Below are 13,776 nucleotides of genomic sequence, written 5' to 3'. Positions count from 1 at the left end.
TCTACCTACCCTATAAACTCTCGAAAGTGGGGGGAGAGTGAAAAACTACGATAAAAACAGGTATCTTATTACCAATTACCAATCACCAATCACCAATGAAAAAAGCTTATGGAAATCATTCGTTTGCCGGTACTTACGGATAATTATATATTTTTACTGCACGATTCAGTGCGGAATATTGCGGCTGTTGTTGATCCGGCGGAAGCACAACCAGTTTTAGACGAATTGAGAAAAATTAATGCTCAACTAGTGGCAATTTTTAATACCCATCATCATGGTGATCATGTGGGTGGGAATATACAATTAATGAAAGCATTTCCTGATGTGAAAGTTTATGGAGGTGTGGAAGACAGGGGAAGGATTCCGGGACAGCAGGTGTTTTTAGAGGAAGGCGATCGCATCCAATTTAGCGATCGCACTGCTAATATATTCTTTGTACCTGGACATACTCGCGCTCATATTGCTTACTATTTCCCCCCAGCAAGCCCAGGAGAGCCGGGAGAATTGTTCTGTGGTGATACATTGTTTGCCGGCGGTTGTGGGCGTTTATTTGAAGGTACGCCAGGGCAAATGGTAGATTCTTTAAGTAAACTCCGGGCTTTACCTGATCATACTCGCGTCTGGTGCGCCCACGAATACACTTTAAGCAATTTGCGGTTTGCTGTAACTGTAGATGCTGAAAACGCAGATTTACAAAACCGCTATGAAGATGTTAAAGCTCAACGGGATAAATTAGAGCCAACAATTCCATCAATTTTAGGATTGGAAAAACTTACAAATCCTTTTTTACGTTGGGAAGAACCATCTCTACAAGCAACAGCAAAGAGTGATAATGGTATCCAAACCTTTGCCCGAATTCGGGGAATGAAGGATAATTTTTAATTATTTTGATGATTTATTTGTAGGGGTTTAGCAGTGCTAAACCCTTTGTATCGCCATAAGCATAGAAGAGAGGTAGAAGCTTTAGGTAAAAGTCAGCATAAAGAAGTTTTAAACATAAAGATGCACGTTATTAGTTTTAGAATAGTAAGAGAATATGCAAAAAATCACGCAGATTGTCAGGAATCACTGAACAACTGGTATAAAACTGCTAGTAAAGCTAAATGGTCAAACTTGGTCGAAGTACAGCAGGTTTTTCCAGAAGCTGAATCTGTTGGGAATTTTACAGTTTTCAATATTAAAGGCAATAAATACCGCTTGATTGTTAGCATGGATTACGAAGGTCAATTAATTTATATTAAATATATCCTCACTTACGCGGAATACGATAAGGACAATTGGAAAGATGACCCTTACTTTTAATCCTGAGAAATACAAGGAATTATTAATATCATATCTCCCCAAAATTATCAAAACTGAAGCTGAAAATGAGCAAGCTTTAGCCATTGTGGAAGATTTAATGCACCGGAAACGCAGTCCTGAAGAAGATGAACTTTATCAATTGTTAATTACTTTAATTGAAAAATTTGAACAGGAATATTATGAGATTAATCAACAAAACGATCCTCAATCTATGTTGTTATTTCTGTTGGAACAATCTAACAAAAGCAAAGTTGATTTACAAGCTGTTTTGGGTTCAGAAAGCTTTGTTGATAACATTTTAAATGGCAGAGAGAAAATAACTCTAGAGTTAGCCCAAAAACTGGGAGAATTTTTTCATGTAGAAGCAGATTTATTTCATGAATAGCATTTATTCGTCCTGAATATCGGCAGTTTAGTGATTTTTCTGTAGCTTAATTTTGGACTTTCGCTTTTTCCACTTTCTCAACTTGCTTGGGTGCTTCTATTTCGTTGAATATTCGGATAGCTTCATTAAAGTTGGTGTGGCTTTTTTCGGTTTCACCCATTTTTTAAAATGTTAAGCCAAAGTTAATATTTTTGATTTAGCAATACCACAGGCATTTTTTATTGTTCCAACTGATTCACACGCAGGTTTTATCAGTATTTTAACGGATAATCGTTTGAGCGAGGTTGCTTACGTAATTATTCTCTAAGTATGATAAATTAATGGCAAAAACAATAGTTATATTTACACAAAATAGCATTTTGACTAAATCCTTCTCAATACTAATATTTAACGTTTATTCACAGCTTTCTGATAGTGATATAAGTTGTGTTTACTTATAACTAATTTTACATTTATATTGATTTAGAATATCGGTTTAATTTCAGCATAATTTCATGAATATGCCATTTTTATGAAGATTCGATACTCTTGGTTCGAGACAAATCAGTACAAATACAGTTATTTTTTTTTACAAACAAGTAATACTGGCTATAGACAACTGACTTGTCACTACTTAACTAGATTTAACTATCTACCTGTAGAGTAATTAAGCAAAACAACTTAGTTTAACAAGGCTTATAACCATGAAGAACAAAATCGCTTTGGCATCTTTAGCTCTCACAGCTTTTGCCATATATTCTATCGCTCATACACAGTTGGCGCAAGCTATATTTGTTGATCAACAATCATCTACACGCGTCTTTGTTGCTCAACAATCTACACCCGTCTGTGGGATTGGATCTCCTTCTGGTAAAGTAGCTACTAGTTATCAGTATACTTCAAGATGTGTACCCAGTTGGAGTTGGAGTATCTCTTTTACTCCTAATAGCTCTATAGTAGAAACTCCAAGATCAGGAATGGTAATATGTGGCTCACAAGCACCACTAGGGTATATTACTACTAGAAGAACCTACAATTCTCGATGCGATATTTTCTTTAACCTAAACAGGTCAAACAATGCAGTAGTTATTACTAAGAAATAGTTAAACTTAAGGTTTGACTTTACTACTACTCAATCCAACCTACTATAATTTGTGATAAATTTTTTGTAGAGACGTTGCATACAACGTCTCTATTTTCAATTGTATAAAGAATAATGAAAAACTTTAAAGTCCCACCAGGATTTAAATGGTTAACCATATCGGCAAGTTTAACAAGTGTTACTCTTGTATGTTGGTTGATTTTTGCCATAGTTACTCAAAATAAAACTCAAACCATTCCTGTTCGCATGGTGACAGTCACTCAAGACACAGTAGAAGATAAAATTACTGGTGAGAGTGGCATATTAAAATTAGATAATCAAAGAAGTATTAAATCTTCAATCACAGGAACAGTTGAACAAGTATTAGTTAAAATTGGAGACAAAGTTAAAAAAGATCAAACGTTAGTTCGATTGCGAGATACAGAAACACAAATTAAGTTACAAGAATTTGCGTCTGATTTAAAAGAGAAAAATTTACAACTTGTTGATAAACAATCATCTTTAAAAAGAGCAGAAAGTAAATTATTAGAAACTCAACAAGAATATAGAAATATTCAAAGTACCTCTAGAAATGATATTAACAGGAAAAAAGATGAGAAAATACGGGAAATTCAAAAGCGTAGATTAGAAGTTACCAGAAAACAACAAGCATTAACTGGTAAAATAACTGATTTAAAAGAAGCAAAGATTAAATTAACAGAAAATAAACAACTTTTCGCTAAGGGATTTATTTCGGAAACTGAATTAAAAGAGCAAGAAAAAAAAGTTACTCAAGCTGAAACAGATTTAAGTAATGCTAAAGATGAATTATCTTTAAGTAATTTAGATTTAGAACAGCAGAAATTAGAATTACAAAACTTTTGGCAAGATGTGAGAAATAATAAATCTGAACCCCAGCAAAAATTGAAAGAAGCTAAAACTAAAATTGACCAAGCTGTACAAGAATTAAACCAAGCTCAATTAGCACTCAATCAAATTGTGAGAGAAATAGATAAACTCAAAATACAACGCCAAAAAATTGCTGAGGAATTACGAAAAACAGTAATTACTGCTCCTATTGATGCTGTAGTTCTCAATTTACAAGCAAAATTAGGTGATGTGATTGAACCGAAAGGAGATGTTTTAGTGATTGGTGATCCTGCTCAACAAATTGTGGAATTAAAGTTATCTCCTTTAGACGCAACTAAGGTTAAAATTAGACAACAAGCTGAAATTAGTATTGTTGGGTTTCAATCACAAAAATTAACTGGTAAGGTTCAACAAATATCTTTATTAGCTGGAGATACCCAAAATAATGATCAAGGTACAGATAATGTTAAAATTACAGCGATTGTGCGTTTAGATCAAGTTAATAAAAATATTGTTCCGGGAACTCCAGTGACAGTTGCTTTAATTATCGCTCAACGTGATAATGTAACAGTTATTCCTAGTGAAGCTATTCAACAAAATGAATCAGAAACATTTGTCTGGATAAAAGATCAACAAGGTAAGGCTTTTAAAAGAATTATCAAAACTGGATTACAAGGATTAGATAATATTGAAGTTAAATCAGGTTTAAACGCGGGAGATGAAGTATTAATTCCTTCTCTAGAAAATCCTTTAAATGTGGGAGATCATGTTGTCATAAAAATGCAGTAATAATATACTATTGTAGTAAAAAACATAGCCAGGGAATAAATTCCCTGTCTCATAGCTAAAGTGCGTTAAAACGCACTATTTTTAATTAAAAATAAAACTGTATTCTCAAAAATAAAATAAACAGATCAAAATAGTCGGTTTTAACCGACTTGGGCTATAAGACAGGGAATTTATTCCCTGGCTTCTTCTAAAACTAAAACCTAAACCCTTACCGATAATAAAGAATAAATTTAACATATTTACCCCAATGAACATCAATGATTTATTATCTTTAACATTTAGCTCTTTACGCAGTAATCCCTTGCGCTCATTTTTGAGTAGTTTAGGTGTCTTTATGGGTGTATTTGCTGTGAGCAGCACATTACAAGTAAGTGATATTGGAAAAATATATTTAAAGACGCAATTACAAAAAATGGAATCTCCGCAAATTTCTATTCAGTCTCCTTATAATTCGGTTACGTCTCAACTAGAAAAATATCAAAGCGAAGATTTAGCATGGTTAAAAACAAATTTATCTGGTTGGAAATATATCGCTCCTGTACAAAATGGTGGTAATGATGATATTTTTTGGGGAACTCAAAAAATCAATGTAGAAAGTCAAGCAGTAACACCCGATTTTTTACATATTTCGGGAAGAAAATTAATTGCTGGTAAGTTTTTTACAATTAATGATTTACAGCAAACCCGTTCAGTTGTTGTGATAGATCAATTACTCGCACAAAAACTATTTAAAGGTAAAAGTTCATTAGGACAAATGATTTATTTTCAAAATAAGTCTTATTATATTCAAGGTGTTATCCAAACTAGAAAAAGTAATTCATGGGGAGAAGAACAAGGATTGATATTGATTCCTTTATCTGTTTATCAATCTCTCAAATCAAGTCCTTTTTTTGATAAAATTACGATTACTCCAAAGAATCCAGAAAATATAGAACAAATCCAAAATCAAGCAATTAGCATTTTAAAGAAAAGATTTCCTAATGTAGATATTTACGCTTCTAGCAATGTTGAACAGGTAAAAAGTTTAGAAAAGGTATTAAATGGTGTGACTATTATTCTCTTAGTTATCGGGAGTATTTCTTTATTTGTGGGAGGTGTGGGAATTGCTAATATTACTATAGCATCAGTTGTGGAACGTACTTCGGAAATTGGTTTAAGACGAGCTATTGGTGCTACACAAAAAAATATTTTAATTCAGTTTTTACTAGAAGCAACTTTTATTAGTATGACAGGAGGAATAATCGCAATAGCTACGGTACAAGGAATTACAATTATAACTGTAACTCTCTTGAATTTACCCTATCAATTTGGTTATCAAACTCCTTTAGTTTCTCTAAGTTCTGCTATTATGGTAGGTATTATCTCTAGCTTTTTACCTGCACTAAGAGCTAGTAAATTAGATCCTGTTGAAGCTTTACGCTCTCAATAAGCAAGGTTTAGAATAATGTTAATGTTGGGTTTCCTTGCGTCAACCAAACCTACTCAATTTTTTTACTATGAATCGTTTTTTATTACCAATATCATCTTTGCTCTTGATTTTTCTATTTCCGGGTTTAGGAAAATGTCAAAATATGCCTAATCACCAAAATTTACCAAAATCTAATTCTGATTTACAATTACTATTAAATAACTCTAGTCAGGAGTTATCTTTAAAATTAGCTGATGCTGTTTATTTAGCTTTACAAAATAATCGAGATTTAAAAATAGCGTATCTACAACGTATTTTAGATCAAAAACAATTAGCTGAAACTGAATCTCAATTTAATCCAACTTTTACACCACAGCTATCTTTAAATTTGAATAATAATCAAATTGGTAGTAATAAAAATAATAATACAACTGCTCTTTTAGGTGCTAATTTTAATTTAAAAGTTCCTACAGGTGGTAATTTAAGTTTAACATGGCAAGGACAAAATCTTTTATCTCGTACTAGCTCATTAGATACTTCCTCAGATACAAATACTCTGAGTCAAAGTGTCAACCTTAATTTTAGCCAACCTTTATTAAAAGGTTTTGGTACACAATTAAATACTCTGAGTATTCAAAGAGCAAGATTGACAGAAAATGCTAATATTTTGAATCTCAAAAATACTACTTCTCAAACAATTACTAATACTATAGTTAGTTATAGAAGTTTATTATTAGCTCAGGAAAGATTGAAAATTGAACAATTATCTTTTGCTAATGCTAAAAAAGATTTAGAGAGATTACAAGCATTATTTGAATTTGGGAGAATTCCTAAAAATGATCTGGTTGAGCGTCAAGCTGATATTGCTCAACAAGAAGTAAATTTAGTGAATATACAATCAAGTTTAGAACAAGCAATTTCTGAATTAACTAAAATTATAGATTTATCCATAACAAAAAAACTAATTGCTATGGAAAAACCTGATCCTCCAACAAGTTTAAATTTACCAGCTTTCACAGAAATGCTAGAATTAGCTAAAGCGAATAATACTGGTTATCTTGCTGCTGTTAATGCTGTGGAAAATGCTAAATTTGGGATAACAGAAGCTAAAAATCAACAACAATTGGATTTAAAATTAAATCTGAGTTATGGGTTTAATAGTGCTTCTAATACTCCAGATACAAATAATTTGAGTTCGTCTTTAGTCTTAAATCGTGAATTTGGTAATCTTAGTCAAGATAATGCGGTAGTTAAAAGTGAGATTAGCTTACAAAATGCTAATTACACTCTAGCGAAAACTCAGGATAATTTGAATGAGGAGTTGAAAAATAAAACTCGTAATGTCAAAGATACTTTTAAGCAAATTGAGTTAGCACAACAAGCACGAAAGTTAGCAGGATCAAAAGTGATAAATGCTAAGGAAAGAATGAGATTAAGTAGTAATATTTCAATGACGGATATTATTAACTTTGAAAAAAGTTTAGTTGATGCTCAAAATCAAGAATTAAATGCGATTATTAATCATCTTAATAGTATCACTCAATTAGAACAGTTTTTGGGAATCACTACAAGTAAATGGGTAAACTAACTTGATTGTAGTGTAAACAGCCACTTTGACTTCAAAAAAGTGATACCTGTGCCACGCTGCGCGAAGAACAAGCTATATCTATGGGAAACAGACTGAGATAACAGTATAATATAAATAGCCTTACCCCTGAATTTCTATGACATTAACAGAAATTTTACCCTCATTGCAAAAATTATCTCATCAAGAAAAAATCAAAGCCATTCAATTTTTAGCCACAGAATTAGCTCAAGAAGCACAAAATTTAACAACCGAATCACTTGAGTATGGTGAGATAAATACCGAGTTAAATTTCCAGCCTCTTAGTGAAAAAGATATGATTGAGCAAAGCAAATCTACTTTAGAAACCTACCTTCGTACAGGTTCAGGAGTCAAACATGAACAAGTCCAGAAATGGGCAAATAGTTTAACAATTCATAACAATAATGGCTGAGATAGTTTGGACGGAAACTGCTACGAATGACTTAAATCGTCATTATGATTTTATAGCACTTAGTAATGCTGATGCAGCAGTCCGCGCAGTACAAGCAATTGTTTCTTCAGGGGGAAGTTTACAAAAAAATCCTCGTCGCGGTGCGATTTTAGATGAAATGGTAGGCTTACGAAAGCTTGTAGTTGCTTTTGGTAAGCATGGATTTATAATTCACTACGTTATTCTTGAGGATGATGTGATTATTTTACGTATATATCATGGACGAGAGAATAGACCTATTTAGTTAATTGCAAGATTGCAAGCGTTAGCTTACGCTTTGCTGTATCTATAAAAATATTGCTGTTTGCAAATTTCTAGCATTTAGTGTTGCGATCGCTCCCCCAATTTAGCTACAATGTCAAGGCTGTGGGTACGTTCAAAGTCGCTGAGGATCAAGCTACACTTTTATGAGCCACCCGGCGACACCCCAATAACGAAGATTTTACCAAGAAAAGCAAAAAACAATGGCGAAACGTGTGCAATTAGTTTTAACAAAAGATGTTACCAAGCTGGGAAAACTCGGCGATTTGGTAGAAGTAGCCCCCGGTTATGCTCGTAACTACCTCATCCCTCAGAGTTTAGCCGCTCGCGCTACACCCGGTCTACTCAAACAAGTGGAACGCCGACGTGAGAAAGAATATCAAAGACAATTAGAACTCAAACAACAAGCAACCGAGCAAAAAACAGCTTTAGAAAACATTGCTGGTTTAAAAATTGCCAAGCAAGTTGGTGAAAATGAAGCTATTTTCGGTACTGTTACTACTCAAGATGTCGCAGATGCAATTCAAGCCGCAGCTAGTATAGAAATAGATCGTCGTGGGATTACCATTCCCGATATTAGCCAATTGGGTACTTACAAAGCTGAAATCAAACTCCATGCTGAAGTAACAGCAGTAATTAACATTGAAGTCGTCTCTAACTAATGGTGACTTAATTAATCACCACAGATATATCATCTGTGGTTATCAATGTTTTTATATTGGTTTTGGATAATTAAATAAAAATCCAAAATCGCAAAAATTTTAAATTAAATTTTATGGCTGAAGAACTAAGTTTTCAAGGTGATGGTAGTAATCGTTTACCACCTCAAAACATCGAGGCAGAAGAAGCCATCTTAGGAGGTATTCTACTAGATCCAGAGGCAATTGGTCGAGTGAGCGATCGCCTAGTTCCCGAAGCATTTTATATTAGCGCCCATACAACCATCTATCAAGCCGCCCTCCGTCTCCATACCCAGCAAAAACCCACAGACCTACTATCTATAACCAGTTGGTTGACAGACAATGATCAACTAACACAAATTGGTGGCAGAAATAAATTAGCAACATTAGTAGACCGCACAGTTTCCGCAGTCAACATTGATGCGTTAGCAGGGTTAGTCATGGAAAAATACCTGCGCCGGCAATTAATCAAAGCTGGGAATGAAATTGTCCATCTTGGTTTTGAAACAGAAACAGAATTACCAATTGTTCTGGACAATGCCGAACAAAAAGTTTTTAACGTCACCCAACAAAAAACCCAATCAGGATTAGTTCATATTGGTGATACTTTAATTAATACTTTTCAGGATATTGAAACTCGACATCAAGGTATTGCTTTACCAGGAATACCTTGTGGTTTTTATGATTTAGATGCCATGACCAGCGGTTTTCAGCGTTCTGATTTAATTATCGTCGCCGGAAGGCCGTCAATGGGAAAATGTCTCAGTTATGATTCAGAAATCGTTTTAGCAGACGGACAAATTGCCACAATTGAAGAATTATATCAGCAACGGCAAGGTTCATTATTAACATTGAATAATGATTGGAAATTTACTTTTACCCAACCATCTGCATTTATAGATGATGGGATTAAACCAGTTTTCCGCGTCACAACTCGATTAGGTCGGGTAATTGACACCACAATTACTCACCCATTTTTAACTATTAAAGGTTGGCAAAGATTAGAAAATTTACAAGTTGGAAATAAGATTGCCATCCCTCGTAAAATAGATGTGTTTGGGACAGAAACTATCCGCGAGTGTGAAGTCAAATTATTAGGATATTTAATTGGTGATGGTGGTTTAACTAATAGCACTCCTAGATTTACAAACAGTAACCCATTACTGCAAACAGATTTTTCCCAAGCAGTAACTGAATTTGGTGGTTTGTCAGTAAGACGGGAAGATTCCCAAGGACAACGGACACTTTCATTATGTGTTCGAGGAGATTTAGAATTTATTGCTAGTCAAAGACAGGTTTTTGCAGAAAGTCTCAAAATTGCTATTAGTTCTCGTTCATTATCTGCTAAAAAATTGAGCGATGAACTAGAAGTAACTCCATCTTTAGTTTGTATGTGGCAAAAAGGAGAGTGTGTACCAAATTATGACACCTTTGAGTCATTATGTAAAACTCTAGAAATTGAGTCAGAAAAACTTGCACCTTATGGATTTGCTAGTATCAGAAAATCTAGTAAAAACGAATTGACAATTTGGTTAGAAAAATTAGGTTTATGGGGTAAAAATGCTCATGCTAAAACGATTCCATCAATTGTTTTTAAATTAGAAAAATCACAATTATCCTTATTTATCAATCGTCTCTTTGCCACTGACGGCTGGGCTACTCTACTTGATAGTGGTCAATCACAATTAGGTTATTGTACAGTCAGCGAAAAACTAGCAAGACAAATTCAACATCTGTTATTAAGATTTGGTATTATTGCTGCCTTAAAAAAACGGTCTGTAAAATATAATAATACCCGTAGACCAGCATGGCAATTAGATATTACTGATGCTTTATCTATCAAAAACTTCATTGCAGAAATTGGCATTTTTGGCAAAGAAGCAGCATTAGCAAAAGTTACAGCAGCAATATCTCAAAAAAGATATCAAACCAATCGTGACTTAATACCTATAGAAATTTGGGAACAGATAGCAGCAGCCAAAGGTAGCGAAACTTGGAGTAGTTTAGCTAAACGGGCTGGAATTAAAAGTTATACAAATATTCATGTCGGTAAAAGGGCATTAACACGAGAAAGATTATGGATTTTAGCCACTGCATTAGACAACTTACCACTCCAGCAATTAGCAAATAGTGATGTATATTGGGATGAAATTATTTCTATTGAATCAGTTGGTAACAAACAAGTTTATGATTTGACAATTTCTAAAACACACAACTTTATTGCTAATGATATTTGTGTTCACAATACCGCCTTTTGTCTTAACCTTGCTCATAATATTGCAGCCGGTTATCAATTAGCAGTTGCGGTTTTTAGTTTAGAAATGTCTAAAGAACAGCTAGTACAAAGACTATTAGCTAGTGAAGCCGGAATTGAAAGTAGTTATCTAAGAAGTGGCCGGATTAGTCAAACCCAATGGGAACCTTTAAGCCGTGCCATTGATAAACTCTCAGACACGCCAATTTTTATTGATGATACGGCGAATATTACAGTTACACAAATGCGAAGTCAAGCGCGACGACTGCAAGCCGAACAAACTAAAGACTTAGGATTGATAGTTATTGATTACTTGCAATTAATGGAAGGTAGTAGTGATAATCGTGTCCAAGAATTATCAAGAATTACCCGTTCTTTAAAAGGTTTAGCCAGAGAATTATCTGTACCAATCATTGCTTTATCACAGTTAAGTCGTGGAGTAGAAGCAAGAACCAATAAACGTCCCATGTTATCTGATTTAAGAGAATCAGGATGTTTAACAGGAGATACGTTAGTAACATTAGCTGATGATGAAATACAAATACCAATTAAAGATTTAGTAGGTAAATCTGGTTTTACAATTTGGGCATTAAATGAAAGGACAATGAAATTAGAAAAGGCTATTGTTAGTAACGCTTTTTCTACAGGTATCAAACCTGTATTTACATTAACAACTCGATTAGGTCGAAAAATTCGTGCTACTGGTAATCATAAATTTTTAACTATTAATGGGTGGAAAAGATTAGATGAATTAAATTTGCAACAACAATTAATTACCCTTGCTAATAGTGATGTTTACTGGGATGAAATTATCTCTATTGAATTAGATGGAGAAGAAGAAGTATTTGATTTAACAGTTGATAAGTTACATAACTTTATCGCTAATAATATTATTGTTCACAATTCAATTGAACAAGATGCGGATATAGTAATGATGTTATACCGTGATGAATATTATTCACCAGATACTCCAGATAGAGGAATTGCCGAAGTAATAATAGCTAAACATCGGAATGGACCAACAGGAACAGTTAAACTATTATTTGATCCACAATTTACAAAGTTTAAAAATCTAGCTAAACCGAGTTGGTAATATGTCAAAAAAGAATTATTTCGGCTTGATATTAATATTTATTTCTATTAATATTAGTAGTATTCAAAAAATAGCCCAAGCACAAACACCTGTTCCCCAAGTTACTAATACAAAATCAATTTGCCCTGCTCAATTATCATCTGCAATTAATAATATTATTAGTCGTCCTCAATTTAGTCGAGTCCGTTGGGGAATTTTAGTTAAACCATTATCATCAGATAATATTCTTTATAGTCAAGATAGCCAAAAGTATTTTATTCCTGCTTCTAATATAAAGCTATTTACTACCGCAGCAGCATTACAACAATTAGGGACAGATTTTCGGATTCGTACTTCCATTTATGATGATGGTAATGGTGTTTTGCGGGTAGTGGGAAGGGGAGATCCAAGTTTCAAAAATGACCAATTAACAATATTATCAAAACAACTATATCAACAAGGAATTAGACAAATTAATCAGTTAATTGGTGATGATAGTTATTTTCAAGGTGAAGTAGTTAATTCCAGTTGGCAATGGGAAGATATACAAGCTTATTATGGTACAACAGTTAACAGTTTAATTTTAAATGAAAATGCTGCTATATTAACTTTTTTACCACAAAGTATTGGAGAACCATTAAAATTAAAATGGACTGAACCAACAGAAGCATATTGGTGGAAAATTGAAAATAATACTGTTACTACTCAAGCAAATGAACCTAGTTTTGTAGAAGTAAATCGTGATTTAAAAGGACAAATTCTGCGAATCAAAGGACAATTAGCCGTAAATTCCCAGCCAGAAATTACCGCTTTAGCTGTATTTGATCCAGTTGCTAATTTTATCAGACAATTTCGCCAAAATTTCTCTAGACAGGGAATCACTGTTAAAGAAACTGTAGGTAATAATCTTAGTCAAAATAAACAAGAAAAAGAAATAGCCGCAGTAGAATCTCCACCTTTATCGGAATTATTACTAGAAACAAATGTGAATAGTAATAATTTGTATGCTGAGGCTTTACTTAGAAGTTTGGCTACTAAGAAACCAGCAGAAAAAAATCAAAATACGGCTGATGTCGGATTACAAGTTGTCAGAGAAACTTTAACTCAATTAGGAGTTGCACCAGCAGATTATGTCATTGTAGATGGTTCTGGTTTATCTCGGAAAAATTTAACGAATCCAGCCGCGTTAGTACAAGTTTTACAAAGAATTGATAAATCACCTCAAGCAGCAGTTTTTCGTACTTCTTTACCGATTTCTGGTGTTAAAGGTAGTCTAAAAAATCGGTTTCTTCATACTGCGGCTGCGGGAATAGTGCAAGCAAAAACAGGTTCAATGACAGGAATTTCTACTCTTTCTGGATATGTGAATGCACCTAATTATGAACCGTTAGTTTTTAGTATTATGGTAAATCAATCTGAACAACCGGGAAAAGTCATGAGAAAAGCAATAGACGAAATTGTGGTTTTATTGGCGCAGTTAAAACGATGTTAAAATAATTTTGCATTAATTTTTTTTATTCAAAAATAGGGAACTAAAATGATGTGTTGTCTAGACTGAGAGGACAGCTTTGGGGACGAGTGTTGTGTTCAATATAATCGAGGGCGCAGGCTAGTGTGTTAATTCTGTGAATCCTTTAC

At 33.6% G+C, this 13,776-nt stretch carries 12 protein-coding genes; all 12 read left to right on the top strand.

What is annotated here, in order from left to right; genetic code table 11:
• Positions 1–108 precede the first annotated feature (108 nt).
• The 12 genes from gloB to dacB all read left to right on the top strand — a co-directional run bounded on the left by gloB (position 109) and on the right by dacB (position 13,630).
• Positions 109–882 carry a hydroxyacylglutathione hydrolase gene (gene gloB / locus FJR05_RS10300; RefSeq protein WP_168644013.1) on the top strand — a complete coding sequence of 258 codons (774 nt, stop codon included), beginning with the start codon at positions 109–111 and terminating at the stop codon, positions 880–882.
• 120 nt (positions 883–1,002) lie between these two features.
• Entirely contained in the window at positions 1,003–1,302 is a 300-nt protein-coding gene (locus FJR05_RS10295; RefSeq protein WP_168644014.1) for a type II toxin-antitoxin system HigB family toxin, read from the top strand.
• Positions 1,286–1,687: a type II toxin-antitoxin system HigA family antitoxin gene (locus tag FJR05_RS10290; protein ID WP_168644012.1), complete on the top strand. Its 402-nt coding sequence runs from the start codon at positions 1,286–1,288 to the stop codon at positions 1,685–1,687. The genes FJR05_RS10295 and FJR05_RS10290 overlap by 17 nt, the downstream gene beginning before the upstream one ends.
• Positions 1,688–2,370: 683 nt before the next feature.
• Positions 2,371–2,769 carry a hypothetical protein gene (locus tag FJR05_RS10285; RefSeq protein ID WP_168644011.1) on the top strand — a complete coding sequence of 133 codons (399 nt, stop codon included), beginning with the start codon at positions 2,371–2,373 and terminating at the stop codon, positions 2,767–2,769.
• Between the two features lie 113 nt (positions 2,770–2,882).
• A complete protein-coding gene (locus FJR05_RS10280) occupies positions 2,883–4,406 on the top strand; it encodes an efflux RND transporter periplasmic adaptor subunit (protein WP_168644010.1) in 1,524 nt (507 codons plus the stop codon).
• A gap of 247 nt (positions 4,407–4,653) precedes the next feature.
• Positions 4,654–5,835: an ABC transporter permease gene (locus tag FJR05_RS10275; RefSeq protein WP_168644009.1), complete on the top strand. Its 1,182-nt coding sequence runs from the start codon at positions 4,654–4,656 to the stop codon at positions 5,833–5,835.
• 67 nt (positions 5,836–5,902) lie between these two features.
• A complete protein-coding gene (locus FJR05_RS10270) occupies positions 5,903–7,402 on the top strand; it encodes a TolC family protein (protein ID WP_168644008.1) in 1,500 nt (499 codons plus the stop codon).
• A 136-nt stretch (positions 7,403–7,538) separates the two neighbouring features.
• Positions 7,539–7,832, top strand: coding sequence for a hypothetical protein (locus FJR05_RS26705; protein WP_174783655.1), 294 nt, complete (start codon positions 7,539–7,541; stop codon positions 7,830–7,832).
• Entirely contained in the window at positions 7,825–8,115 is a 291-nt protein-coding gene (locus tag FJR05_RS10260) for a type II toxin-antitoxin system RelE/ParE family toxin (RefSeq protein ID WP_168644007.1), read from the top strand. The genes FJR05_RS26705 and FJR05_RS10260 overlap by 8 nt, the downstream gene beginning before the upstream one ends.
• 220 nt (positions 8,116–8,335) lie before the next feature.
• Positions 8,336–8,794 (top strand): 50S ribosomal protein L9, encoded by a 459-nt coding sequence (gene rplI, locus FJR05_RS10255; protein WP_168644006.1) that lies wholly within the window; start codon positions 8,336–8,338, stop codon positions 8,792–8,794.
• Between the two features lie 113 nt (positions 8,795–8,907).
• Complete coding sequence (dnaB, locus tag FJR05_RS10250; RefSeq protein ID WP_168644005.1) at positions 8,908–12,159, top strand: replicative DNA helicase; 3,252 nt, start codon at positions 8,908–8,910, stop codon at positions 12,157–12,159.
• A 1-nt stretch (position 12,160) separates the two neighbouring features.
• Positions 12,161–13,630, top strand: coding sequence for a D-alanyl-D-alanine carboxypeptidase/D-alanyl-D-alanine-endopeptidase (dacB, locus tag FJR05_RS10245; protein WP_168644004.1), 1,470 nt, complete (start codon positions 12,161–12,163; stop codon positions 13,628–13,630).
• Positions 13,631–13,776 lie beyond the last annotated feature (146 nt).

It is taken from the genome of Dolichospermum sp. UHCC 0259 (assembly GCF_009711935.1).
GTDB lineage: Bacteria > Cyanobacteriota > Cyanobacteriia > Cyanobacteriales > Nostocaceae > Dolichospermum.
This window is presented reverse-complemented; position numbering and strand designations above follow the sequence as displayed.